20 protein-coding genes are annotated in these 24573 nt (G+C 59.8%); 5 read left to right on the forward strand and 15 right to left on the reverse strand.

The window, feature by feature from the left end; all coding sequences use genetic code 11:
• The first annotated feature begins 2 nt into the window (after nt 1-2).
• Both QIT27_RS15930 and QIT27_RS15935 read left to right on the forward strand, forming a co-directional pair.
• Nucleotides 3-347, forward strand: coding sequence for a hypothetical protein (locus tag QIT27_RS15930; RefSeq protein ID WP_285264364.1), 345 nt, complete (start codon nt 3-5; stop codon nt 345-347).
• On the forward strand, nt 338-2644 hold the full coding sequence (locus QIT27_RS15935; RefSeq protein ID WP_350338777.1) for a heavy metal translocating P-type ATPase: 2307 nt from the start codon (nt 338-340) through the stop codon (nt 2642-2644). The genes QIT27_RS15930 and QIT27_RS15935 overlap by 10 nt, the downstream gene beginning before the upstream one ends.
• Here the strand turns inward: QIT27_RS15935 and QIT27_RS15940 are convergent.
• Both QIT27_RS15940 and QIT27_RS15945 read right to left on the reverse strand, forming a co-directional pair.
• Entirely contained in the window at nt 2565-2858 is a 294-nt protein-coding gene (locus QIT27_RS15940) for a winged helix-turn-helix domain-containing protein (RefSeq protein ID WP_083026029.1), read from the reverse strand. The genes QIT27_RS15935 and QIT27_RS15940 overlap by 80 nt on opposite strands.
• A 38-nt stretch (nt 2859-2896) precedes the next feature.
• On the reverse strand, nt 2897-3976 hold the full coding sequence (locus tag QIT27_RS15945) for a PA0069 family radical SAM protein (protein ID WP_285264365.1): 1080 nt from the start codon (nt 3974-3976) through the stop codon (nt 2897-2899).
• A 158-nt stretch (nt 3977-4134) separates the two neighbouring features.
• Between QIT27_RS15945 and QIT27_RS15950 the strand changes: the two genes are divergently transcribed.
• A complete protein-coding gene (locus tag QIT27_RS15950) occupies nt 4135-4698 on the forward strand; it encodes a cysteine hydrolase family protein (RefSeq protein ID WP_285264366.1) in 564 nt (187 codons plus the stop codon).
• Nucleotides 4699-4704: 6 nt separating this feature from the next.
• Here QIT27_RS15950 and QIT27_RS15955 read toward each other — a convergent pair whose 3' ends face one another.
• The 5 genes from QIT27_RS15955 to ptsP all read right to left on the reverse strand — a co-directional run bounded on the left by QIT27_RS15955 (nt 4705) and on the right by ptsP (nt 12697).
• Complete coding sequence (locus QIT27_RS15955) at nt 4705-5085, reverse strand: gamma-glutamylcyclotransferase family protein (RefSeq protein ID WP_285264367.1); 381 nt, start codon at nt 5083-5085, stop codon at nt 4705-4707.
• A gap of 134 nt (nt 5086-5219) precedes the next feature.
• Nucleotides 5220-6887, reverse strand: a complete 1668-nt coding sequence (gene pgi / locus QIT27_RS15960) for a glucose-6-phosphate isomerase (protein ID WP_044629392.1) — start codon at nt 6885-6887, stop codon at nt 5220-5222.
• Between the two features lie 235 nt (nt 6888-7122).
• Nucleotides 7123-8859 (reverse strand): PTS fructose-like transporter subunit IIB, encoded by a 1737-nt coding sequence (locus QIT27_RS15965; RefSeq protein ID WP_285264368.1) that lies wholly within the window; start codon nt 8857-8859, stop codon nt 7123-7125.
• A complete protein-coding gene (gene pfkB / locus QIT27_RS15970; protein ID WP_285264369.1) occupies nt 8856-9827 on the reverse strand; it encodes a 1-phosphofructokinase in 972 nt (323 codons plus the stop codon). The genes QIT27_RS15965 and pfkB overlap by 4 nt, the downstream gene beginning before the upstream one ends.
• Nucleotides 9827-12697, reverse strand: coding sequence for a phosphoenolpyruvate--protein phosphotransferase (gene ptsP / locus QIT27_RS15975; RefSeq protein WP_285264370.1), 2871 nt, complete (start codon nt 12695-12697; stop codon nt 9827-9829). The genes pfkB and ptsP overlap by 1 nt, the downstream gene beginning before the upstream one ends.
• A gap of 237 nt (nt 12698-12934) precedes the next feature.
• Between ptsP and cra the strand changes: the two genes are divergently transcribed.
• The gene (gene cra, locus QIT27_RS15980; RefSeq protein ID WP_253018957.1) at nt 12935-13909 is read left to right on the forward strand and encodes a catabolite repressor/activator; all 975 of its coding nucleotides are present in this window, start codon (nt 12935-12937) and stop codon (nt 13907-13909) included.
• Between the two features lie 18 nt (nt 13910-13927).
• Here the strand turns inward: cra and QIT27_RS15985 are convergent, their stop codons facing one another.
• Together QIT27_RS15985 and pyk are read right to left on the reverse strand one after the other, a co-directional pair.
• Nucleotides 13928-14404, reverse strand: a complete 477-nt coding sequence (locus QIT27_RS15985) for a methylglyoxal synthase (RefSeq protein WP_044629387.1) — start codon at nt 14402-14404, stop codon at nt 13928-13930.
• Nucleotides 14405-14458: 54 nt separating this feature from the next.
• Nucleotides 14459-15925, reverse strand: coding sequence for a pyruvate kinase (gene pyk, locus QIT27_RS15990; RefSeq protein ID WP_159341811.1), 1467 nt, complete (start codon nt 15923-15925; stop codon nt 14459-14461).
• A gap of 242 nt (nt 15926-16167) precedes the next feature.
• Between pyk and gap the strand changes: the two genes are divergently transcribed.
• Nucleotides 16168-17172, forward strand: a complete 1005-nt coding sequence (gene gap / locus QIT27_RS15995) for a type I glyceraldehyde-3-phosphate dehydrogenase (protein WP_159341812.1) — start codon at nt 16168-16170, stop codon at nt 17170-17172.
• A 24-nt stretch (nt 17173-17196) separates the two neighbouring features.
• Here gap and QIT27_RS16000 read toward each other — a convergent pair whose 3' ends face one another.
• The 6 genes from QIT27_RS16000 to QIT27_RS16025 all read right to left on the reverse strand — a co-directional run bounded on the left by QIT27_RS16000 (nt 17197) and on the right by QIT27_RS16025 (nt 24400).
• Nucleotides 17197-18228: a LacI family DNA-binding transcriptional regulator gene (locus tag QIT27_RS16000; protein ID WP_371825147.1), complete on the reverse strand. Its 1032-nt coding sequence runs from the start codon at nt 18226-18228 to the stop codon at nt 17197-17199.
• Between the two features lie 196 nt (nt 18229-18424).
• Nucleotides 18425-19531 carry an ABC transporter ATP-binding protein gene (locus tag QIT27_RS16005; RefSeq protein ID WP_253018955.1) on the reverse strand — a complete coding sequence of 369 codons (1107 nt, stop codon included), beginning with the start codon at nt 19529-19531 and terminating at the stop codon, nt 18425-18427.
• A gap of 65 nt (nt 19532-19596) precedes the next feature.
• Nucleotides 19597-21213, reverse strand: coding sequence for an alpha-glucosidase family protein (locus tag QIT27_RS16010; RefSeq protein WP_285264372.1), 1617 nt, complete (start codon nt 21211-21213; stop codon nt 19597-19599).
• Between the two features lie 66 nt (nt 21214-21279).
• Nucleotides 21280-22122, reverse strand: a complete 843-nt coding sequence (locus QIT27_RS16015) for a carbohydrate ABC transporter permease (RefSeq protein ID WP_159341814.1) — start codon at nt 22120-22122, stop codon at nt 21280-21282.
• On the reverse strand, nt 22122-23114 hold the full coding sequence (locus QIT27_RS16020; RefSeq protein ID WP_159341815.1) for a carbohydrate ABC transporter permease: 993 nt from the start codon (nt 23112-23114) through the stop codon (nt 22122-22124). The genes QIT27_RS16015 and QIT27_RS16020 overlap by 1 nt, the downstream gene beginning before the upstream one ends.
• Nucleotides 23115-23128: 14 nt before the next feature.
• Nucleotides 23129-24400: an ABC transporter substrate-binding protein gene (locus QIT27_RS16025; RefSeq protein WP_159341816.1), complete on the reverse strand. Its 1272-nt coding sequence runs from the start codon at nt 24398-24400 to the stop codon at nt 23129-23131.
• Nucleotides 24401-24573 lie beyond the last annotated feature (173 nt).

Consider the following 24573-nt stretch of genomic DNA (forward strand, 5'->3'; position numbering starts at 1 on the left):
CGATGGAACGATTGAACTTTACCCACCCTATCCATTTGATAGTGGGGCTAACGCTCTGGAGCGTTTGGTTTGTGGCCGTTTATAGCGGTCTATCGGTGGCCTGTGCGGTAAATCCACCGTCGCCGGAAGCAAGATCACTCACGCTGCTCAACGCAGGTCTGGGCGGTTTTACCCTTCTCTGTGCTGCTGGGCTTGTGCTGTTGGCCTGGGGGTGCTGCCGCACAGCCAAGCAGCATCAGGGGCGTCAGCGCTTTCATGCCGTGGTATCCGGTTGGCTCTACTTGTTTTCTGCCTTTGGCGTGGCGTTTGCGGGGCTACCCATCATTGGCGTGCCGCCTTGTCTGTAACCGTGAACAGTGACTCGCCTGCTAATGACGAGGCACCGCTCTATACGCTTCATGGCATGTGGTGCACCAGCTGTGCGCTGGCGGTAGAGGGCGCGCTTGCCCGTTTGCCAGGCGTCGCGCAGGCAAGCGTTCACTACCCCACGGCAACCGTGTGGGTAAAAGGCACCGAGCAGGCAACGCAGCTAACGAGGCTAGTCCCCGTGGTGAAACGGCTGGGCTATCGGCTGAGCGAGTTAGAGCCAGTGCAAGATGCCCAGCAGCGCTTAGCCCAAGAGAGCCGCTACCTCACACTGCGCCTGATTGTAGGTGCGGTGTTGGGTATGTGGACCATGCTGGCGTCGCTGCTGATCTACGTGGGCGCGCTGCCCAATGCCACCATAGAGCTGGTCGTCGCGTGGGTGGCCGGTGCCTTTTCACTGCCCGTCGTGCTCTATTCCGGCCTTCCGTTTTACCGAGCGGGGTGGCGTACGCTATTGGCCCGACGCCCCGGCATGGATGTATTGGTAAGCCTGGGTGTGTTTGGCGCCATGGCGGTATCGGTAGGGCTGCTGCTGCGCGGCTCTTCTGAGGTCTATTTCGATACTGCGGTGATGCTGATTGTGCTGCTTCTGGTGGGCCGGCTGGTCGAAACCCTGTGCAGGCAGCGGGGGCTTAAGGCCTTTGATTCACTAAGGCTGCCGGAGGCTGATGTGGTGGTTTGCCGAGGCGAGCAGCGCGACACGCAGCCCGTTGGGGAAGTCTCTATGGGAGCCGTGATTGAAGTGCCCCCTGGTGAGCAGGTGCCTCTGGATGGCCTGCTGGACACGCCCGGCTGGCTGGACACTGCCACGCTAACCGGGGAAAGCGTGCCGCGCTACCTGCATGCTGGGCAGCGTGTATACGCTGGCTGCCGCTATGCGGCGGGGCTAAACGCAGCGCCTTTGAAGGTGACTGTGACGGCTACCGTCGGCCAGCGGCGGGTGGATAAACTGTGCGAGCAAATGCGCCGCGCCCAGGCAAAAAAGGGCGAATTGCACAAGCTGGCCGACCGCTTTGCCTTATGGCTAAGCCCCGTAGCGCTGCTGCTGGCTGTGCTGACACTCCCACTCGGGCTGCTATTGGGCCTTGGTCTAGAAGACGCTGCTGTGCGTGCGCTGTCTGTTTTGGTGGTGGCTTGCCCCTGCGCGGTGGGGCTGGCGGTGCCGCTGGCAAGCCTTGCCGGTAGCAGCCAAGCGTTACAGCAGGGCATTGCGCTTCGTGACCCTGCTGCTTTTGAAACCCTGGCGAACGTACGCGGCATTGCCTTCGATAAAACCGGTACGCTCACCCGGGGTCAGCATCAGGTAGTGTACGCCGCACTGCGCCAGGGCGAAGATCTCACGATTTTTCAGACGATGCTGCACAGCGCCGTTAGCCAAAGCGAACACCCGCTAGCCAGCGGTTTGCTGGACTGGGCGAACAAGGCTGAAACAGCAACGCCGCCCAAGGCACTTCATAAAGTACTTCATCTTGAGGAGCATCCCGGCAAAGGCCAGCAAGCAACGTTTCAAAACGGAGAGCGGTGGTGGTTAGGTAGCGCCGCATGGATAGAGCAGCAGCTTAGCGCGCCTTTGCCAGATAATGCCCAACACCCTGACTACGCCTTTGCTTCACAGGTGGTAGTGGCCAACAGCCGCGGTTGGCTCGCCACGCTCTACTGTGCCGACCAGCCGGTAAGCGATGCGAAAGCGAGCCTTGCCGAACTACAGCGCTCAGGGTACATCGTGGCGCTGATCAGCGGCGACCGCCAGGGGCCGGTGGGCTGGCTTTGCCTGCAGGTGGGGCTAGCAAAAAACGCGTGCTACGCCCAGCGTTCGCCGGAAGCTAAAGCGGCACTGCTCAAAGCGCTGCCATCGCCCACGCTCTATGTGGGCGACGGGGTGAACGATACCTTGAGCCTTGCCGAAGCCGGGGTAGGTGTCGCCCCCATGCAAGCCAGCGAAGCTGCCCGAGAAGGAGCCGCCGCACAGCTGCTTTGGCCTGGGGTGAGCGGTATCGTAAGGCTATTGGCACTGGCTAAGCGCACCCGCCGAGTCATGGTACAAAACCTAGTGTTTTCGGCACTCTATAACACGCTGGCGCTTGGGCTGGTGATCATGATGGCGGTACCGCCCTTGGCCGCCGTATTGGCGATGGCCGCAAGCTCGCTCAGCGTGACGTTAAATACAGCGCGCCTTGCGTGGGCAGAGCCTGACGAGGCTAGCGATAGCCCAGTACCTGCCCTAAGCGCTCAGCGTTCGATGCCACCCACTGAGGGTCAATCGCGCCCCACTGCTTAATGGTGTAGTGGCCAATGTTGTGGCGCTCGCCGTCGCCTTTTTCAAATACGCACTCAATATCCAATTCCCCCAAGGACGTAATGGTGTCTTGGGCGGTGCGCCTCGGCATGCCGGTGGCTTCCATCAGCGCGGGTACGCTGGCCACGCCTTGCTCAATCAAGTGGGCCACGTAAAGGCGGCGGTAAAAGCTGGATTTTGTTTTGCTGAGCGACATGGAGAGGGCGTCTTCTTAGTGATGGGTATTCCTGCAGTCTAATCAAATAAATCCCCCTGTGCCCGGGGCGGGCGAAAATCACGGGTATTCAGCCCCTGCTCGGGGCGTGGCTGCATGTTCCACTGGCGGCTAGCACGCTGAAACCGCTGGGCGATTAAGTCAGCAAATACCCCTTCTCCGCGAAAGCGCTTACCAAAGGCCGAATCGTAGGTTTTACCGCCCCGACACTGGCGCATCAAGCTCATCACCTTGGCAGCGCGCTCGGGGTAGTGAGCCTCTAGCCACGCGTCAAACAGCGGCGCGACCTCGTGGGGCAGCCGCAGCAGCATCCAGGTGGCGGTGCGCGCCCCGGCGCGGCTGGCGGCTTCCAGAATGCGTTCAATTTCGTGGTCGGTCAGGCCGGGAATAATCGGTGATATCAGCGTGCCCACCGGTATTCCCGCCGTGTTTAGCTCACGAATCACTTTCAGGCGTGCCTGCGGCGATGCCGCACGGGGTTCCAGCGTGCGCTTTAGGTTAGCGTCTAGGCTGGTCAAGCTCACGAACACCCGCACCAAGCGATGCTCCGCCATTTCTGCCAGTAGATCGATATCCCGCAAAATCAGCGTGCTTTTCGTCACTAGCGTCACCGGGTGGCGGCAAGCTAACAGCAATTCCAGTAAGCGGCGGGTGGTTTGGTAGGTGGCCTCTAGCGGCTGGTAACAGTCGGTATTACCGGAGAGGTTAATGGGGCGGCAAACATAGTGGGGGTGGCAAAGTTCCTCTTTTAAATGCTCCACCAGCCCGCGACGGGCGATCAGCTTGGTTTCAAAATCCAGCCCTGGCGATAAATCCCAATAGGCGTGTGAGGGCCGGGCATAGCAGTAGACACAGCCATGCTCACAGCCGCGATACGGGTTAAGCGAACGATCAAAAGGTAAATCTGGCGATTTGTTCCAAGAGAGTGCGCTTTTACTGGCTTCCTCGCGCACTTCTGTTGCCAGTGAGATAGAGGCTTCTTCCTGCCACCATCCGTCATCCTCTGCCACGCTGCGGGTAGGGGCAAAGCGGTTATGTGGGTCGTAGGTTGCACCGCGCCCTTTATGCACGGTAGCGCGAGAGGGATCCAGTGATGTCATCTGCTACCTCGTACGTAGTATCAATATATATGTTCATAAATACAGTATATGAGGTTTGCCCAGCACCGCAACCAAGCGGGCAGTACAGCCACGACAGCGCTAATGGTATTTTGGGAAAAGAGGGAAGACTTACTCGGATGATTTCAGGGAGGGAAAGCATGTACGTGACGAAGAATCAGCGCGTAGCGCTGATCATTATCGACATGCAGCAAGGCATGGCGACTGAAAAAGCGGGAGAGCGCAATAACCCGCAAGCCGAAGCCAACATTCAGCGGCTACTAACCAGTTGGCGGTGCCAAGGTGAGCCTATCGTGCATGTACGTCATCTTTCCCGCACGCCCAGCTCACCGTTTTGGCCTGGTCAGAGCGGCGTGCTATTCCAGCCTGCGTTTGAGCCACTCGCTACCGAGCATATCGTCGATAAAAACGTGCCCGATGCGTTCACGCACTCTGGGTTAGAGCGCTGGCTACGTGCCTGCGGCATCCATAAGTTGGTCATTGTAGGCGTCAGTACCAGTAATTCGGTCGAAGCCACGGTACGTTCGGCGGGGAATTTAGGCTTCGATGCTTATGTGGTGAGCGATGCCACCTTCACGTTCGCAAAGCAAGATTACGCCGGCACCTATCGCACTGCCGAAGAGGTGCATGCGATGTCGCTGGCGAATTTAGCAGGGGAGTATGCGGAGGTTGTGAGTACGGAAGAGGCATTTGCCTTACTGTAAATCGTTTTACCACTCTCCGCTCTTGATCTGCGACGTTGCCTCAACCGGTGGATTGTAGATATAGCACCAGGCATCGCCATACTGTGTTGCCAACACCCTTCGGTCGTACATCCCCTTGTCGGGAGAGTTATGCAGGTAATCTTCTAGCTCATCCAGTCGTGCTAGCTGTTCGGCGTTAATGGCATACACTTCCACCTTAACGCCTGTGGATGGCGTGAGCTTAGCGCCTGGGTAGGGGCCAAGGTCGTAAAGTGTGATTCCCGTTAAACGGTCTTGGCCCAGCATGTCAGCGCCGTTTAACCAATGATGATTGCGATGGCCGTGCTTTAACGTGCCGTAGACCGCGACTCGCGGGCAGCGCTGAATAGACCGGTGAAGATGCTGCATGGGTTCACCTTTTCACAATGTTCAATAAGCCACGGCTACGCGCCGATTGTCGACGGTTGAGAGCCACTCATTAGGCATTGACCCAAAAGCGCCCTGACAGTCTGCCAAGGCGCTGTGCTTACTTACTTTTTATCCTAACGCTTCTTCCGCACCGGTTTTTTATCGCTGCTTGCTGGCTCGGCGCTATCGGCTTTGCGTGCGCTGGTGGGGAAGTGGGCACGCACCAGCTCAAGCAGCCCCTGCGTAGAAGCGTCGAAGTCGGCGGCGTTGGCGTCGATGCGCTCGCTGATTTCACCGGCGATGCGCTTGCCTAGCTGTACGCCCCACTGGTCGAACGAGTTGATGTTCCAGATTACGCCCTGCACAAACACCTTGTGTTCGTAGAGCGCAATCAGCGCGCCCAGGTTTTTCGGCGTTAGCTCGTCGAGCAGCAGGGTGCTGGAGGGGCGGTTGCCGGGGCAGCTATAGGGGTCTAGCTGGCTAAGCTCTTTGCTGTCGCCTTGGCTGCCTTCCATAAAGGCGTTGGCTTGGGCCAGCATGTTGGTCAGCAGGGCGAAGTGGTGGTCTTCCACGCCCGGTTCCGGCTTGAGCGAGGCGATAAAGTCGATGGGCACGTAGCGAGTGCCCTGGTGCAGCAGCTGGAAGAAGGCGTGCTGGCCGTTGGAGCCGGTTTGGCCCCACACAATCGGGCCGGTTTTGTAGTTCACCGGGTGGCCGAAAATATCCACCGACTTGCCGTTAGACTCCATATCCAGCTGCTGCAGGAAAGAGGGTAACTGGTTGAGCGCTTGGTCGTAGGGCACGATGGCCTGGGTTTCCGCGCCGATAAAGTTGATGTACCAGATGCCGATCAGCGCCATCAGGACCGGCATGTTCTGAGCGAAAGGCGCTTCGATAAAGTGGCGGTCCATCTCATGGGCGCCTTCCAGCAGCTCGATAAAGCCTTCAAAGCCAATCGAGAGCGCAATCGGTAAGCCGATGGAAGACCACATGGAGTAGCGGCCGCCCACCCAGGCCCAAAACTCAAACACGTTCTCTTCGCGAATACCGAACTCCATCGCCGCTTTGCGGTTGGTGGACGCGGCAATAAAATGCGCGCCCACGTCCGCGTCTTCGCCAGCGTTCTCCAGGAACCAGCGCCGCGCCGTCTTGGCGTTGAGCAGGGTTTCCTGGGTGGAGAAGGTTTTGGTAGAGACGATAAACAGCGTGGTGGCGGGGTCTAGCCGCGACAGCACTTTCTGTATATGGGTGCCGTCCACGTTGGAAACGAAGTGGAAGTGCAGCTCTGGGTGGCGATACTTCAACAGCGCACGCACTGCCATGTTGGGGCCAAGGTCCGAGCCGCCGATGCCGATATTGACCACATCTTTAATACGCTGGCCGTTATAGCCTTTCCACTCGCCGCTACGCACCGCTTCCGAGAACAGCTTGATCTGCTCGCGGGTGCGGGTGATTTCTGGCATCACGTCTTCGCCGTCCACATACACCGGTTCATCACCAAGATGGCGTAGGGCGGTGTGGAGTACCGGGCGGTTCTCGGTCACGTTGATAATGTCGCCAGAAAACATTTGGGCGCGGCGCTGTACCAGGGCGGAATGGTCGGCTAGCTCGATTAGTTTAGCCAGCACTTCATCCGATACCTGATGCTTGGAGTAATCTAGAAAAAGGCCGCCGACGCGGAGGCTCATTTTTTCGAAGCGCTGCGGGTCATTCGTAAAGTAGTCACGAATGCGGTCATTGGCGGTTTTATCGCGCAGGCGCTCTAGGGCCTGCCAAGTAACGCTGCGAGTGAGTTGAAACATAACGGGCGGTCCTGTTGTTTTTACATCTGTTTTACATCGTTATCGCTAACGGGGCGTGTCCGACCCTTGGCGTCGCTGTTATTTATGTAAAAATACTACATGTTGCGCGCTTGAGAACAACAGTTAGCGATCAATGGTAAGAAAAATGGTTAATAAAACAGCGGGGTGGTGGTCGTCTTGAATGTCTGACTGAAAAACAAAAGGGCGAGATTGCCTCACCCTTAGTGTGCCGCTTTTAGCTGGCAACGGCTACTTGGGCAGCGCCACGTTTGATAAACGCGTAGCCCAGGCCGGTGATCAATGAGCCCACCACAATCGCGCCCAGGTAAAGCAGAGCGGGAGTAATGGCGTTAGGAATCAGCAGCACGAAGATACCGCCATGGGGGGCCATCAGTTTGGCACCCACCAGCATGGAGAGCGCACCCGTGACCGCACCACCGGCGATACAGGCGGGAATCACGCGCAGCGGGTCTTTCGCCGCAAAGGGAATCGCGCCTTCACTGATAAAGCACAGGCCCAGCACGAACGAGGCTTTACCCGCTTCTCGCTCGGGGGCAGAGAACTTGTTACGCGCCACGAAGCTGGCAATACCCATACCAATCGCGGGCACCATGCCGGCGGCCATGATCGCGGCCATTGGACCGTAGGTTTCAGAGGCCAACAGGCCGACGCCAAAGGTGTAGGCCGCTTTGTTGACCGGGCCACCCAGGTCGAAGCACATCATGGCCCCGAGCAGAATGCCCAGTAGCACGGCATTGGTCGAGCCCATGGACTCCAGGAAGCCGGTGAGCGCGCTCAGCACGGCAGCCACCGGCTCGCCAATCACGTAGATCATCGTCAGGCCGGTGACCAAGCTGGCAATCAGCGGGATGATCAGAATCGGTTTGAGCGACTCAACGCTGGAGGGCAGTTTTACGTAGCGCGTGACGGCAAGGGCCACGTAGCCCGCCAGGAAACCGGCCAAAATACCGCCGATAAACCCGGAGCCAATCTCGGCGGCCAACATACCGCCAATCATGCCGGGGGCAATACCGGGGCGGTCGGCGATGGAGTAGGCGATGTAACCCGCCAGAACGGGAATCATCAGCGCGAAGGCTGTGCCGCCACCAATCTGCATCAGTGCAGCGGCCAGGGTGCCTTCTTCCTGGAACGCTTCGATACCGAACACGAACGAGAGGGCTATTAACAAGCCACCCGCCACCACCATGGGCAGCATAAAGGACACACCGGTTAGCAGGTGTTTATAGACGCCTTTTTCTTTCATGCCTTTCTTGGCCGATGCACCACTGGCGGCGCTGGTGCCATCTTCCACAACGGCGTCGGTGAAGGCAGCCTCCAGGGTCGGGCGCGGCTTTTTCAGCGCATTGCCGGTAGAGGTGCGATAAACCCGTTTGCCTGCAAAGCGTGAAGGATCCACTTCGATATCGCAGGCCAACACGACCACATCAGCGTCGGCGATTTCCGCTTCCGTGAGTTTGTTTTGCGCGCCCACCGAGCCTTGGGTTTCCACACGAATCTGGTGGCCCATGGCCTTACCCGCTTCGGCCAGCGCTTCGGCGGCCATAAAGGTGTGGGCAACACCGGTGGGGCAGGCGGTGACGGCAACGATTTTTTTGCCATTCCCGCTGTTGGCCGGAGCCGCAGCGGTGGCTGCCGGGGCACTGTAAATCGGTGCTTCCCGCTTAGCCTGGCTTAAAAAGGCGCTGGGGTCGGGCAGGGCGCGGGCAATAGGAGCTTGGAATAGCCGTTTGCCTTCGAAGCGCTCCGGGGCGGGCACGTGGTCGGCGGCCACGACGATCAAATCGGCGTTAGCAATCTGCTCGGCGCTGGCGGCTTGCAGTGGCGCAATCTCACCGTGCATCTCTACATGAACGTTCCAGCCCAGCCGTGTGGCGGCTTGCTCTAGGCGTTTGGCGGCCAGGAAAGTGGTCGCCATGCCGCTGGGGCAGGCGGTAATCAGGATTAGGTTCATCGCGTGGCTCCCTCGGTGTGGGTGTCGTCAAGACGCCGTACCCGGGTCTGTTGTTGGAGTGAGTCAAAATCATCGGCGTGGGAAGTGCCCACACCGACATGGCGTACCGCTTCGGCAGAAAGCGCCGTGGCGAAACGAAGCGTATCGTCGGGTGAGTGCTGGCTTAGCAGCCCGTGAAGCATGCCGGCCACAAAGGTGTCGCCCGCGCAAACAGTATTGGTGGCGGTAACGGTCGGCGGCGTGGATTGCCAAGTGCCGTGCTGGCTCACCCATAGAACGCCTTCGGCACCCGCTGAAATCAGCGCGTGTTCGATGCCGCTGGCGTGCAGCCGCTCGGCGGCGGCTTGGCGCTGTTGGTCGCTATCAAGGGCGCTACCGGCCCAGTCGGCCAGCTCGGTTTCGTTGGGCTTGACTGCGGCAGGCCGCGCGGCAATCGCCGTGAGCAGCGCCGGTCCGCTGGTATCCACCCACAGCGGCACCCCGAAACCTTTCAGGAAGGCAAGCAGCTCGCCAAACGCGGGCTGGTCGATGCCGGGAGGCAGGCTGCCTGCGACCACCATGGCTTCAGGCGGCGCGCTACTTTCAAACAGGCCGTTTAGTTTGGTGCGTAAAGCCTCCAGATGGGCGGCTTCGATGGGCATGCCGGGGCCGTTGATGTCGGTTACACGGCCGCTCTGCTCAGCGAGTTTGGCGTTGATGCGCGTGTTGCCCGGCACTCGCACAAAGGCATCTTCGACGCCGTAACGGGGGAAGGCGAGGCTGAAAGGAGCGTCGTTCTCTTCGCCCAAGAAGCCGCTGACGATCACCTCGTGGCCCAGGCTTGCCAATACCCGCGCGACGTTCACCCCTTTACCTGCGGCTTCCAGCTGCGCGCCGGTGGGGCGGTTGACGTGCCCCAGCGTCAGCGCATCCAGATTGAAGGCGAGATCCAGCGCTGGGTTGAGCGTAATACAGACAACTCTTGCCATTAGCTGGCCTCCAAGGCGTCGCGGACGTCGTCGCTGGTGGCTTTGCTCAGCGCTAACTGGGCGCTGGCCTGGGCTTGGGCAAGATCAAACTCGCGCAGGCGGGCTTTGACCAGCGGGATTTGGCGTGCGCTCACCGAGAGTTCATCGACACCTAAGCCCACCAGAACCGGCACGGCCATGGCATCAGAAGCCAGTTCGCCACACACGCCGACCCATTTGCCGTGAGCGTGGGCGGCCTCAACGGTCATTTGGATCAACCGCAGTACCGCTGGGTGCAGGCCATCGGCTTTAGCGGATAGCTCTGGGTGGCCACGGTCAATCGCGAGGGTGTACTGCGTTAAGTCGTTGGTACCCACTGAGAAGAAGTCGACTTCGGCGGCCAACGTGGGCGCTAACAAGGCGCTGGAGGGCACCTCAATCATCACGCCAAGCTGTACGTCGGTGGCGCGCTGCTGGGGTGCGATCTCTTTGAGCAGGCGGTCATAAATCGCCTTCGCCGCGCGGAACTCGGCCACGTCTTTAACCATCGGCAGCATGATGCGTAGCGGTTTGCCGACGGCGGCCATCAGCAGTGCGCGAATCTGGGTTTCCAGCACTTCTGGTTGGGTCAGCGCTAAGCGAATACCGCGCAGGCCGAGGAAGGGGTTGTCTTCCTGGGGCACCGGCCAGTAGGGCAGCGGCTTGTCGCCGCCGACGTCCAGGGTCCGGGCGACGAGCGGGCGGCCATTGAGGGCATCGGTGGCTTCACGGTATTCGGCGATTTGCGTAGCGAGATCCGGCGCGCTGGAGTAGGCCATAAACAGGAACTCGGTGCGCAGCAGGCCGACCCCTTCCGCGCCGCGCTCTACCGCATCGGCGGCGTGGGCAGTGTTGCCGAGGTTGGCAGCCACTTCCACCTTATGACCGTCGCGGGTTTGCGCCTGCTCGAAGCGCAGCTCCCAGGCATCCGCCTCACGCTGCTGCTGGTCAAGCAGTTGCTGCTCGGCGCGGCGCAGGCGCTCCTCAGAAGGTTGCGAGGTCACGCGGCCGCGCTCGCCATCCAGAATCATCATGCCGCCGTTGTGTAGCGCCATGACCGCTTCACCGGCACCGACTACCGCAGGAATGCCAAGGGCGCGAGCCAGAATAGCGCTGTGCGCCGTGGCACCGCCGCGAACGGTCAGCAGGCCACGCACGCGGGATGTGTCTAAGCGGGCCACATCGGAGGGGCCGATATCGTCCATCACCAAAATATAGGGGTGGTCGGGTGGCTCGGGCAGGGTAACGTCGCAAAGCACGCCGAGCACGCGGCGGCCGACATCGCGCAGGTCGGCGGCGCGTTCGGCCAGCAGCCGGTCGGCCAGCATCTCTTGGGCGTGGGCGGCGGTGTCGATAGCTTCCCACCAGCCCGCTTCCGCCGAGCGGCCTTCGCGGATGGCGTCAATGGCCGCCTGGTGCAGTTCGGGGTCGTCGAGCATCTCTTCGTGCATAGAGAGAATGTCGGCCACTTCGCCGCCGGGGGCGTTGTGTACCAGCGCCTGCAGTTGGGCAGCGCCCTCTTTTAGAGCCTCTTCCAAGCGAGCGATTTCTTCGTCGGGCTGGCTGGCGTACTCTGGGTAGTCGAACTGCATCGGACGAATGACGAACACCGGCGCAATCGCCAAGCCTGGCGAGGCTGCTACACCGGTGTGCGGCGTGTCAGCGGCCAGCGGCTCAACGGCGGGCTTGCTGGCGTTGGCGGCGGGCGTGGCATCGCGGCCCCCGTCGAACGGCGTGACTTTTTCACCCAAGCCCTCTTCGACAGCGGCGGCAATGGCATCTAGCGCGGCGCTTGCCTGTTCGCCCTCGGCAGAGAAGATCAGCCATTGGCCACGGCGCGCACCCAGGCCAATCACTTTGGTCAAACTGGCAGCAGATACCGTGGTGGCGCTGCCTTCTTCCAGGCGCACGTTGATGGGCATGGGCTGGGCGCGGGCGATCTGTACCAGCTGTTTAGCCGGGCGAGCGTGCAAGCCGTGGGGATTCAGAACCCGCACGCGGCGGGTTTGGGTGCTGGCGGTTTCACCGGCCAGCGCTGCCAGCAGCTGGGCGCTATTTTTGCCCACAAAGCTGTCGCTTTCGCCGTTCTCTAGTACCGCCATCAGCTGCTCGAGCAGCGGCCGGTGGGCATCGCCGCTGGCGGCCAGGCAGAACAGCGCATGAACCGGATGGCCGCCGTGCTCGATGGTGCTATCGGCGGGGGTGGCTACGCCCAGCGCGGGCTGGTTCACCCCTTGGGCGTGGCTGGCAAGCCATAGGCCTTTGCCCAACCACTGGGGCTGGGCGCTCGCCACAGCACTAATAAAGCCGTTATCCACGCAGCCGCTTTGGCGCAGCCGCGCTGCGGCGGCCAGAGCCAGCTCCTGCGGGTCGCGGGCGGGGAAGTTAACACATAGCGTATCGGCATCCAGACGCGGCGCTAAGGACGGCTTCGAGAGCAGGCGCGCAACATCGGCGGTGGAGCTGGCGCGAGCCAACTCGGTTGCTACGCCGTCGCGGTCGAGTACGTGGGTAAGCTGGCGCAGAATATCCAGGTGCTCGTCGTTTTGTGCCGCAATGGTGACCAGCACATGTACGGTGTTGCCGTCGTGCCACTGCACCCCTTTAGGGAACTGCAGTACCCGCACGCCGGTACGCTTGACGTGATGGCGGCTTTCCGGAGTGCCGTGGGGAATGGCAATTGCGTTGCCTAGGTACGTTGAGGACTGCGCTTCGCGGGCGTGGAGGCCATCGCGGTACTCGGCCGCAACCAAGCCAGCCTCTGCCAGGGCGTTGGCGGCGCTGTCGAGCGCAGCTTGCCAGTTGTCCGCGTGGCGGTCGAGCAAGATGTCATCGGGGCCGAGTGTCAACATAGGGGTCTCCTGTAAACGCGGTCAGGCAACGGCAACGTCTGCGATTGGCGGCGAAAATGCGCGCATAAAACGTTAGTCGTAGATCGTTGTGGTTAGCTGGATGAATCGTGTCACCTGTGTATAGTTGGCTATGCTGAATCGATTCACTTTTGGACACAAGGGTTGTCTTTTTAGACTTTGGTCTGAAGAGGGTAAAACGGCTGCTAAACTGCCGTCTTCATTTAGGGGGAAACCAGCATGACACTTGCCGATATTGCCCGGCTCGCCGGGGTTTCGCGCACCACGGCAAGCTATGTAATCAACGGCCAGGCCGAGCAGCGGCGCATTAGCCCGGCCACTATCGATAAAGTGATGGCCGTTGTGCGTCAGCACCGCTATCACATTGACCCTCAGGCCGCCGCGCTGCGCCGTGGCGCTAGCCGGTTGATCGGTTTGATCGTGCCGGATTTGGAAAACATCAGCTACGCACGCCTTGCCAAACGCCTCGAGCGAGGTGCTCGCGAGCGCGGCTACCAACTGTTGGTGGTGAGTTCCGATGACTGCGCGGACAGTGAGCGCACGCTGGCTTTGGCCCTGCGCGCCCAGCGCTGTGAGGTGCTGATTACCGCCAGCTGCCTGCCGGAAAACGACACTTTTTATACGGATTTGGCCGACGAAGGATGGAGCGTTGTTGGGATGGACCGGGGCCTGACGCCCGAGCGCTTTGCCAGCGTGGTGAGCAATGACCAAGAAGCCGCTTATGCGCTGACGCGCTCGGTGATGGGCAGTGCAACTCGGCGAATCGCGTGGTTGGATGCGATGCCTGAACTCTCGGTAAGCCGGGAGCGCCGTGCAGGATTTTTTGCCGCACTGGAAGGGAAGGGCGTTGAAGCCGTTACCTTTAGCGGTGGGCGCTACGAGCGGGATGTGGGCGTTGAACTGGCGCAACAGCTCTTTGCTGCAGGCGAGGTAGATGCGCTGGTCACGGCCTCCTACGCGCTGATGGAAGGTGTGTTTGATGAGTTGCTTGCCCAGGGCGGGCTGCCGGAGACGCTGCGGTTAGCCACATTTGGTGACCACCGCCTGTTAGATTTTCTGCCTCAGCCGGTTAATTCGGCGTTGCAGGATTATGACCGCATCGCTGAGCTGACGCTTCAGTGCGCGCTGGGCGCGATGAATGGAAGCTACCAATGCGGGCAGCAGGTGGTCGCGCGCCGCCTGCGTACCCGCTGAGCGCAGGGCGCGCCCGGTTTATACCGTGCGTGCCTGTGCCCAGGCGTTCGCGTCTGGAATCGACATATCATAGCGTTCGCTAAGATAGGGCGAGGAGAGCAGAAAGTCGGCGCTAGCCGCATTACACGCCACCGGCACGTTCCACAGCGCGGCAAGGCGCAGCAGTGCTTTCACGTCCGGGTCGTGGGGCTGCGGTGCAAAGGGGTCCCAGAAGAAGATCAGCACGTCGAGCTGCTGCTCGGCGATGCGCGCCCCAATCTGCTGGTCGCCGCCTAGCGGCCCGCTCATTAAGCCTTCCACTTCTAGCCCCAGGGCGGTTTTCAACCGCCCTGCGGTGGTGCCTGTGCCAATCAGCGTGTGCTGGCTGAGTGTGTCTTGCCAGCGCGTCGCCCACTCCAGCATCTCGGTTTTTTTGCCATCGTGGGCAATCAGCGCAATACGCTTGCGCGGTTGCAGCGTGCGCACGGCTTGGCGGGGTGGGCGGGCATCGTTCATGGCATGGCTCTCCTGATCATTCGTTTGTTATTTATAGAGCGGCGAAGCGGTTAGTTACTCGGCATCAACGGCCAGTACTTTCATGGTGTTGGTGCCACCGTGGGCATTCATATGATCGCCGCGAGTAAGAATGACATGCTCACCTGGGCGTGCCAATCCATGGGCCTTCAGCAGTTTGATGGCTTCATGGTTCACCTCGGTGGCCTCCATGTGCGTCGTATCGAATGGAATCGAGACTACGCCACGGTAGAGCGCCATGCGCCGTTGGGCGATGGGGCTGTGGGCCAAGCCGACAATCGGCAAGCCAGAGCGAATGCGCGAGGCAATCAGCGGCGTGTAGCCGGTGGAGGTCATGCAGGCAATGGCGCGTACACCGGTTAGGTGGTTGGCAGCGTACATAGCAGAAAGCGCGATGGTTTCATCGATCCGCTCGAAGCCTTCATGAATACGGTGGCCGGAGGCTTGGGCAATGCGCTCGCGCTCGGCACCCAGGCAGACGCGGTCCATGGCTTCGATGGTTTCCACCGGGTAGTCGCCTGCCGCCGTTTCCGCCGAAAGCATGACCGCATCGGTGGCGTCGAGCACGGCGTTGGCCACGTCGAAGACTTCCGCACGGGTGGGGAGCGGCGATTCGATCATCGACTCCATCATTTGGGTGGCCGTGATCACCGCGCGATTCAGTGAGCGGGCATGCTTGATGATGCGCTTTTGCGTGCCGATCAGCGCTTCATCGCCAATCTCTACGCCCAGGTCGCCACGGGCGACCATCACCGCTTCTGACGCTTCGATGATGGCGTCTAGGGTTTCGTCGTTGGCAACGGCCTCGGCACGCTCCAGTTTAGCGACCAGCCCGATCTCTTTGCCCTCGTCACCCAGCAGAGCGCGCGCTTCCTGCATGTCGGCGGCGCTGCGTGGGAACGAGACGGCGAGATAGTCTACGCCAATCTCGATGGCGGTTTTGAGATCTTCTTTATCCTTATCGGTCAGCGCCGGGGCAGAAAGACCGCCGCCTTGTTTGTTGATGCCTTTATTGTTGGACAGTTTGCCGCCCACGTGAACTCGGGTGTGAACTTCTTGCCCAACGATAGAAGTGACGTCCAGTACGACGCGGCCATCGTCCAGCAGCAGACGGTCACCGGGGGCGACGTCATCGATTAGCGCTTTGTAGTCACAGCCGACGCGCTCGTTACTGCCGCTATTGGCATCCAGCGCCATGTCCAGCACGAAAGGCTGGCCAACTTCGAGGTGAACGGCACCGTCGGCAAAGCGCGAAATGCGAATTTTGGGGCCTTGTAAGTCGCCTAGTGCAGCCACGCTGCGGCCCAGGCGCTGGGCGATCTCGCGGACAGCGCTTAGCCGACGGCGATGATCTTCGGCAGACCCATGGGAGAAATTCAGTCGCACCACGTCAACGCCCGCTTTTAGCATGGCTTCCAACACCCCAGGGCGGTCACTGGCTGGGCCAAGCGTGGCGACGATTTTGGTACGGCGTAGGGGAGTCGGGGACGTTGCACGTGTCATATGGTACTCCTGATGAGCAGCGTTGGCTGAACGAGGCCCGAAAAAAGGGCGGGTGAATCGTTGATTAAGTATTGGACTACGATAGCCTTTATATAGTAATTTTACTACATATTGGATAGTTATTAGCCTTTAGGGGCGGTTATGGCAGGTTTTAATCGGCCTATAGGTGATTAAATACGTATTTTTAGTAATTTTTTTACTGGATACGCCATCTACGACCACTGCTTGATTGAGGTGCTACCATGACAATAAGAGTTGCCATTAACGGATTTGGACGGATTGGCCGTAACGTACTGCGTGCGCTGTATGAAAACGGCTACCGTGATCGCGTTCAGGTAGTTGCGATCAACGATCTGGGTGACCCTTCCCTAAACTCCCATCTCCTGCGCCATGACACGGTGCACGGTCACTTCCCGTTCAGCGTCGAGCATGATGCCGAGAGCATCAGCGTGGATGGTGATCGCATCGCGATCTCCTCCGAGCGCGACCCGGCCAACCTGCCCTGGGCGTCCATGGATATCGACCTCGTCATGGAGTGTACTGGCTTGTTCACCAAACGCGAGGCGGCCGCTAAGCACATCGCTGCCGGTGCCAAGCGCGTTCTTATTTCAGCCCCAAGCCCGGATGCGGATGCCACCATCGTTTACGGTGTGAATGACGACATTCTGACCGCTGAGCACACGGTGGTATCGAATGCGTCTTGCACCACCAACTGCTTGGCACCAGTCGCTAAAGCGCTGAATGACGCCGTTGGTATCGAAAACGGCCTAATGACCACCGTTCACGCCTACACCAATGACCAGAATCTGTCGGATGTGTATCACTCCGACCCGTACCGTGCCCGTAGCGCCACCCACTCCATGATTCCGACCAAAACCGGCGCTGCGGCAGCCGTGGGTTTGGTACTGCCGGAGCTGGCGGGCAAGTTCGATGGCTTGGCGGTGCGTGTACCGGTGATCAACGTCTCTCTGGTGGATCTGACTTTCACGGCGGGCCGTGAGACCACCAAGGAAGAGATCAACGAAATCGTCGAAAAAGCCGCTGCGAACTCGCCGGTCTTGGCGGTCAACGCCCAGCCGCTGGTCTCCATCGACTTCAACCACGATGCGCACTCGTCTACCTTTGACGCTAACCATACTCGCGTTAATGGTCGTCTGGTGAAGATCATGGCGTGGTACGACAACGAGTGGGGCTTCTCCAACCGCATGTTGGATACCGCCATCGCCATGCAGAAAACCGCGCAATAATCCCGCCGTTTTAGGGGGAGTCCGCTAAGGACAAGTATCGCCCAGCAGCAGCTCGGTTTTGAGCAGCTGCTGGGTTTTTGGTATCCGCCCCAAAATCATTTTGGCGGCGACTCGTCCTTTGCCTGCGCTGTCCTGGCGCACGGTCGTCAAACGAGGGGCACGGTACTGGCCTTCGGCAATGCCATCGAACCCCGTAATGCGTAACGCCTCCGGTACGTGAATACCCCGCTGCTCGGCCAGCGTCAGCGCGGTGAGCGCAATGCGGTCTGACATGCACAGTAGCAAGTCGGGGCGCTGCTCGTCGGGCAAATCAATAATCTCGGTGATCACCGGTGAGCACACGTCAAACACGTTCTCCTCGATGTTCCATAGCGGAATGGTGTCGGTATCGAACCCGTGTTCGCTGAGCGCGGCGTGAAACCCGGCTAGACGTGCCCGGCTGATCGTACTGCTGTCGGGCAGCATCGTATGCGCCTTCGTCACTCGGCCATTGCAGTGCTCTTTGGTCAAGCGCAGGTTGATGATGGCAGGACGGGCAGGGCGCTCTTTGAGGGCATGCATGGCCATGGCGTAGCTGGCATCGCGGTCATCGATGTGCACGGTGGGACAGCCGTCGATATCGAAGTCGACCGATACCAGGGGGCGCTGGGAGGGCAGTTCATTCAGCAGTTTATTGTTGGGCATCAAACCGTACACGATGAAGCCATCGGCGATATTAGCCGAGCCGGGCGGCTGCGATGCGTGGCCTCGGCCCGGTAATAGCAGCATGGTATGGCCGTGGGCATCCAGCACTTCAGCCACACCAGAGAGAAACTCACTGGCGACGGCATCGTTCAAGCTGTAGGTCAGGCTTTCGGCTAGAATCACCGCCACGATGCTGGAGCGTCCGGTGCGAAGGCTGCGCGCTTTGGCATCGGGGCCGCTATACCCTAAGCGCTTGGCTTCTTTGAGAATACGATCGCGCAGCAGCGGAGAGAGCTGATCGGGGCGGTTGAAGGCGTTGGAAATCGTCGCGGTAGAGACGCCGAGTTCGAGCGCAAGGTCCTTTAGGGTCATTCGGCGAGGGGCGGTCACGGTGCTTCCTAAACAGGTGAAGAACGTTGGTGGAGAGAGTGCGTGCCGGACGCATTTATAGCGCAGGCTAATTATTTAATTGTCGCGCACAAGAATAACGGCCTTGATGGTGTGTCGACTACCCTCTTCGAAAGGTGTCTCACCCAGCCAAGGCCGTGATGGGTCTGTCAATCAGTGTTTAAGCTGCCGAGCGCGCGTTGCCAAGTGTCAACGCGGCGCCGCTTTCATCGAATAGGTGTACGTGTTCGGTATCTGGTACCAGCGACACCTGCTGGCCCTCTTGCCACTGGCTGGGTGCTTCGCTGCGATGGATCAGCAGGGTCGACCCCGCTTTCGGCTCCAGGTACACGTAGACCTCGTTACCCAGGTACTCGACGTTGACGATATCGAAGCAGTTATCGCCTTGGGGCGCTTCCAAACGAAGGTGCTCGGGGCGCACTCCGAGCGTGAGCGAGGTGCCTTGTGAGTAAGCGTCGCCCGCTTGGGGAAGCGATACGTCGCCGATGCCGGCTGCTTTGACGCGGCAGCCGTCGGCGGTACCGCTGATCAGCTCGGCGGGCATGAAGTTCATGGTGGGCGAGCCAATGAAGCCGGCGACGAATTTGGTGGCCGGACGCTGGTACAGTTCATGGGGACTGCCCACTTGTTCCACATGGCCCCGGTTGAGCACTACGATTTTATCCGCCAGGGTCATGGCTTCGACCTGATCGTGGGTCACGTAGATCATGGTAGAGCCAAGACGGTTATGAAGGCGGGCGATTTCGTTACGCATCTGCACCCGCAGCGAGGCATCCAGGTTGGAGAGTGGCTCATCGAACAGCAGGATGCGCGGCTCCCGCGCCATGGCGCGTCCCATCGCCACGCGCTGGCGCTGGCCGCCAGAGAGGGCTTTGGGTTTGCGGTGCAGAAGCTCTTCCAGCTGCAGGATTTTGGCCGTGCTCATCACTCGTTCGTGAACGGTCTCTTTGGCGGTGTTGGCCAGTTTCAGGCCAAAAGCCATGTTGTCGTAGACGGTCATGTGCGGGTAGAGCGCGTAAGACTGAAACACCATGCCCACGCCGCGCTCGCGGGGGGGCAGGTCGTTCACCACGGTGCCGCCAATGTTTAGGTCGCCATCGGTGATCGATTCAAGCCCGGCAATCAGGCGCAGAAGGGTGGATTTACCGCAGCCGGAGGGGCCCACGAACACGACAAACTCACCGTCGCCAATGGAAAGATCAACGTCTTTGATGATGTGATCGCGGCCAAATACCTTATTGACCTTTTCAAGCGTAACACTTGCCATGGTAACTCCTTGCCGACCTCGACCGGAGCGGGTCGGCTATCGTTATTAACTGTTATGGGCGGCGTTTAGGCAACCTGCATAAAGGCGGCTTGGTACGCGGGCAGCGTGAGCGTGCTGCCGTCTCGCGTGGCGGTAAATTGGGCGACCGGCAAGTCGCTGGCGACCTCCACAGGCAGGGTGGTTTGCTGCTCTTGCCCGGTCAGGTTGAACACGCACAGCAGGGTCTCGTCGCCTTTTTGACGGGTAAAGCCGAGCAGGTCGTCACCGACATCGACCAAGGACAAATCGCCATCAAACAGCGCCGGGTGGCTGCGGCGGAACGCTAGCAGGGCGCGCACGCTATTGAGTGTGGCGTTGGGGTCGTCTTGCTGGCGGCTCACCGCCAAATCCAAATGGCGAGCTTCCATGGGCAGCCACGGTTCCACCGAAGAGAAGCCGCCCTGTTCGCCGTCGGTCCAGGGCATGGGCGTGCGGCAGCCGTCGCGGCCTTTAAACTCAGGCCACAACACTTTGCCGTAGGGGTCTTGAATGCGCTCGAAGGGCACGTCCGCTTCCGGCAGGCCCAGCTCTTCGCCTTGGTACAGGCACACGCTGCCACGCAGCGAGAAAAGCATCGCCAGCATCACTTTCGGGTAGGCGTGGGGATCTTCGTCAGCGCCCCAGCGTGTCGCGCTACGCACCACATCGTGGTTGGAAGTTGCCCAGCAGGGCCAGGCGTCACCTGCCAAGCGTTGGAAACGCTCGATCACTTCGCGCAGGTAGCTCGCGGAGTGGGGCATGTTGAGCAGGTCGAAAGTGTACGCCATGTGCAGCTTATCGCCACCGGCGGTGTACTCGGCCATGCGCTCTAGCGGGTTATCGTCGCCAATCTCACCCACGGTGGTAGTGCCGGGGTACTCATCCATCAGCGCGCGTAGGTCTTTGAGGAAGTCCAGGTTTTCCGGGCGGCTGAGGTCGTAGACATGGCGTTGCCAGGTATAGGGGTTCGCTTCCGGTGCACCCAGGGTTTTGGCTTCGCCTTTCGGTACCGGCGGGTTGTCCCGCAGCTCGGCATCGTGGAAGTAGAAGTTGACCGTATCCAAGCGAAAACCGTCGACGCCCAAATCCAGCCAGAAACGCATGTTGTCGAGCTGCGCCTGACGCGCTTCCGGATTGTGGAAGTTCACGTCCGGCTGGCTGGCCAGGAAGTTGTGCAGATAGTACTGCTGGCGGCGGGAGTCGAAGGTCCACGCCGAGCCGCCAAAAATCGACAGCCAGTTGTTGGGCGGTGTGCCGTCGGGTTTCGGGTCGGCCCACACAAACCAGTCGGCTTTAGGATTGGTGCGATCTTGGCGGCTCTCCTGGAACCAGGGGTGCTGATCGGAGGTATGGCTGATCACCTGGTCGATCATCACTTTCAAGCCCAGCGAGTGAGCTTTTTCCAGTAGCGCCTTGAAGTCTTCCAGCGTGCCAAACATCGGATCCACGTCGCGGTAGTCGCTCACGTCATAGCCGAAGTCGAGCATCGGAGAAGTAAAGAAGGGCGATAGCCAGATGCCGTCCACGTTGAGGGAGGCCACGTAATCCAGCTTTTCGGTGATGCCGTTCAGATCGCCTACGCCGTCGCCGCGGCTGTCTAAGAAGCTACGCGGATAGATTTGATAAATAACGCCGCCGCGCCACCACATCATGTTGTCTTGCATTGCTGTGTTCCTTAAAAAAGTGGCTGACGGATAAACATCAGCCCATCAATATATTCGTTGCGTGGGTTAGCCTTTGACGGCACCCGCGGTCAGGCCCGATACGATGCGGCGCTGGAAAATAATGACCAAAATCACCAGCGGTACGGTGACCACGACGGAGGCTGCCATGATCGGCCCCCAGGGCAGTTCGTAAGCGCTGCCGCCTGACAGAAGGGCAATCGCAACCGGCACCGTGCGCTGCGCATCGGTCAGTGTGAAGGTCAGTGCGAATAGAAACTCGTTCCAGGCGGCGATGAATGCCAGCAGGCCCGTGGTCGCCATGGCCGGCCACATCAGCGGCAAAAACACCTTGGTGATGGTCACCCAGGGCGTCGCCCCATCCATGATGGCCGCCTCTTCCAGCTCCATGGGGAGCTGCTTCATAAAGGTGGTGAGCACCCACACTGTGAAGGGCAGGGTAAAGATGGTGTAGCTGAGGATGAGGCCTGCCGGGTTGTTGTAGAGATTCAGCGCGCGAATCACCTCGAACAGCCCAGAGAGCACTGCCACTTGAGGGAACATCGAAACCCCTAGAATGACCAGCAGTACGGTGGAGCGGCCCCGAAAGCGTACCCGACCCAGCGCATAAGAAGCGGTGATGCCTAGCAGAAGCGCGATGAATACCACGCTGAACGCGACGATGATTGAGTTGAAAATCGCCCGCACGAAGCTCGATTGGCTAAAGATTTGTGCGTAGTTATCCAGGTTCCAGGTCGATGGCCATAGCTCCACGCGGAACAGGTCGCTGGAAGGTTTCACCGAGGTAATCACCGCGTAATAAAACGGGAACACCGCATACACCATGATGACGGCAATCAGTGCCCAGAACCCGACGCGTTTCGCTACTTTGGTTAACTGACGGCTGTTCATCAGTCACCTCCCAATTGAATCTGTTTGCGGCCCAGGTAAAGATAAGCCACGGTGGCCAGCGCGATGATCAAGAACAGCAGCGTTGATGCGGCGCTGCCGTAGCCGACATCCTGAAACTCGACGAGCTGCTGGCGCGCGTAGACCGACATCGACATCGTGCTGGTGGAGTTGGAGGTCAATACATAGATCACGTCGAAGACCCGCAGGGCATCCAGCAGGCGGAAGATGACCGCCACCATCAGCGCCGGAGTGATCAGCGGTAGCGTGACCTTGAAGAACACGCGCACGGGGTGAATACCATCCACCTCGGCGGCTTCGTAACAATCTTTGGGCAGCATCTGCAGCGCGGCTAGTACCAGCAGAGCCACGAAGGGAATCGTTTTCCAAACGTCGACCATGATCACCGCCCACATGGAGTAGGTGGCGCTGGCTGTCCAGGCGATCGGATCATCGATGATGCCGATCATCATCAGCAGGTGGTTGATGATGCCGAACTGGTCGTTGAGCATCCACGCCCACATCTGAGCCGACACGATGGTAGGAATGGCCCAGGGAATCAGCACGGCCGCCCGAACGATCACGCGGCCTTTGAATTCTGCGTTCAAAATCAGTGCGACGATGACGCCGAAAACGACTTCCAGCGATACCGACACCACCGAGAAGTAAACCGTATTCCACACGGACTGCCACCACACCGGGTCCGCCAGCACGCCAAACCAGCGGCCGTTGTCGTAGACCAGGTAGTTTTCGAAACCGATCAGATTCGCCGATCCCAAATCGGAGAGCGACGCATCGGTAAAACTCAGGAAAAACGTACGTAGTAACGGCCAGCCCGCCACCAGCGTGAGGGCAATCAGCATGGGGGCTAAGAATAGCCACGCCGCCTTGACGCGCTGGCGGCGGACCTTGGTACCCCGTTGCCGCCGCGCTGGCGTGGCGGAACGCGCCCCGAGGGGCGCGTTTTGGTGAGAGTGGTGAGAAGAGCTCGACATAGGTGTCTCCGCGTTTACCAGTTGCGACGCTTCAGGCGCAGCAATTCGCCTTCAAGGTCGGCGACGGCTTGAGCGCCATCTTTGGTGCCGGACAGCACGTCATGAGAGGTGCTGAAGAACGCGTTGCTGACACGGCCATAGGCATCGCCCGTGGGGGCAGAGGGGCGGGCCACCGCGTTGGTGAACGTATCGTAAAGCGTGCCGAAGAAGGGCACGGCATCCAGCACTTCCTGATCTTGGTAGAGCGAATCGATCGTCGGGTTGTAAGAAGCCTGAATGGCGCGGCGCTTCTGCTCTTCTTCACCGGTCAGGTAAGCAACCAGGTCCGCCGCGATGTCAGGATGCTCGCTGTAGCGCGACACGGCCAAGTTCCAGCCGCCCAGGCCCGCAGCGCTCTGGCCCTCTTCACCGCCGGCAGGCAGCTGCACGACGCCTACTTTGCCGCGCACGTCGCTATCGTCACTCTGGGCCAGTGACCACGCGTAGGGCCAGTTGCGCATGAAGACGGCATTGCCGCCCTGGAAAACACCCCGTGCTTCCTCTTCGGTGTAGTTCAGCACGCCTTCAGGGGAGATGTCGCCAATCCAAGAGGCGGCCAGATCCAGCGCTTGGGCAGCGCGCTCGTTGTTGATGGTCACTTCGCCTTCGTTATCGACCACGGTGCCGCCGCCAAAGCTGGCAACCCACTCGAGGGCGTTGACGGTCAGGCCTTCGTAGGCGCGGCCTTGGAACACGAAGCCTTGCATACGGTCGTTGCCCGCTTCACGCTCGGCGTTTTGAATATCGCGCGCGATCTCCGTCAACTCTTGCCACGTGGTGGGCACCTCGTGGCCATGCTTTTCCAGCAGGTCTTCGCGGTAGTAAAGAACACCCGCATCGGTAAACCAGGGCATGGCGACTAGGCGGTCGTCGATGGTGTTATTGGTCACGATGGTGTCGAAGTGACCGGCTGCGGCGTCTTCACCCAGTACTTCGCGCAGGTCGAGCAGGTGGTTGGCTAGCAGACCGGGCCATACCACGTCGATCTGCATCACATCGATATCGCTAGAGTTAGCGGAGAGAATTTGTTGATAGAGCGACAGGCGCTCAGTAGACGAGTTGGGCGTTGAAACCACATCGACGCTGTGGCCGGTTTTCTCTTCCCAAGCGCGCACGCCTTCTTGGCAAAGGGTCAACTCTGCGCCAACCGCACCACAGGAGATCGTCAGTTCGGCCGCCTGGGCAGACCCGGTGGCACTGGCAAGACTGGCCAAAGCAATAGCTGAAGTGAGTAGTGTCTTTTTCATTACGGCGTTCCTCGGCGTTTATTGTTGTGGGTGATGGGGTATCAATGCGCTCATAGCGCCTACTTAAACGATTAAGTACGCTGCCAGTTAGCCGTCTGTCGTCGTGAAGTTCAATAGCGACTTTTGTCTAATCTATGTCAATTCAATTTCTCTAAGATAAATAACCTTTTAGA

The organism is Halomonas sp. LC1 (genome assembly GCF_030247125.1).
In the GTDB taxonomy this organism is placed as follows: domain Bacteria; phylum Pseudomonadota; class Gammaproteobacteria; order Pseudomonadales; family Halomonadaceae; genus Vreelandella.

Bases quoted from the DNA above. Each gene is read 5' to 3' on its own strand.
- QIT27_RS15930 (WP_285264364.1), top strand. From the start codon at position 3: ATGGAACGATTGAACTTTACCCACCCTATCCATTTGATAGTGGGGCTA.
- QIT27_RS15940 (WP_083026029.1), bottom strand. From the start codon at position 2,858: ATGTCGCTCAGCAAAACAAAATCCAGCTTTTACCGCCGCCTTTACGTG.
- QIT27_RS15945 (WP_285264365.1), bottom strand. From the start codon at position 3,976: ATGACATCACTGGATCCCTCTCGCGCTACCGTGCATAAAGGGCGCGGT.
- QIT27_RS15950 (WP_285264366.1), top strand. From the start codon at position 4,135: ATGTACGTGACGAAGAATCAGCGCGTAGCGCTGATCATTATCGACATG.
- QIT27_RS15955 (WP_285264367.1), bottom strand. From the start codon at position 5,085: ATGCAGCATCTTCACCGGTCTATTCAGCGCTGCCCGCGAGTCGCGGTC.
- pgi (WP_044629392.1), bottom strand. From the start codon at position 6,887: ATGTTTCAACTCACTCGCAGCGTTACTTGGCAGGCCCTAGAGCGCCTG.
- QIT27_RS15965 (WP_285264368.1), bottom strand. From the start codon at position 8,859: ATGAACCTAATCCTGATTACCGCCTGCCCCAGCGGCATGGCGACCACT.
- pfkB (WP_285264369.1), bottom strand. From the start codon at position 9,827: ATGGCAAGAGTTGTCTGTATTACGCTCAACCCAGCGCTGGATCTCGCC.
- ptsP (WP_285264370.1), bottom strand. From the start codon at position 12,697: ATGTTGACACTCGGCCCCGATGACATCTTGCTCGACCGCCACGCGGAC.
- cra (WP_253018957.1), top strand. From the start codon at position 12,935: ATGACACTTGCCGATATTGCCCGGCTCGCCGGGGTTTCGCGCACCACG.
- QIT27_RS15985 (WP_044629387.1), bottom strand. From the start codon at position 14,404: ATGAACGATGCCCGCCCACCCCGCCAAGCCGTGCGCACGCTGCAACCG.
- pyk (WP_159341811.1), bottom strand. From the start codon at position 15,925: ATGACACGTGCAACGTCCCCGACTCCCCTACGCCGTACCAAAATCGTC.
- gap (WP_159341812.1), top strand. From the start codon at position 16,168: ATGACAATAAGAGTTGCCATTAACGGATTTGGACGGATTGGCCGTAAC.
- QIT27_RS16000 (WP_371825147.1), bottom strand. From the start codon at position 18,228: ATGACCCTAAAGGACCTTGCGCTCGAACTCGGCGTCTCTACCGCGACG.
- QIT27_RS16005 (WP_253018955.1), bottom strand. From the start codon at position 19,531: ATGGCAAGTGTTACGCTTGAAAAGGTCAATAAGGTATTTGGCCGCGAT.
- QIT27_RS16010 (WP_285264372.1), bottom strand. From the start codon at position 21,213: ATGCAAGACAACATGATGTGGTGGCGCGGCGGCGTTATTTATCAAATC.
- QIT27_RS16015 (WP_159341814.1), bottom strand. From the start codon at position 22,122: ATGAACAGCCGTCAGTTAACCAAAGTAGCGAAACGCGTCGGGTTCTGG.
- QIT27_RS16020 (WP_159341815.1), bottom strand. From the start codon at position 23,114: ATGTCGAGCTCTTCTCACCACTCTCACCAAAACGCGCCCCTCGGGGCG.
- QIT27_RS16025 (WP_159341816.1), bottom strand. From the start codon at position 24,400: ATGAAAAAGACACTACTCACTTCAGCTATTGCTTTGGCCAGTCTTGCC.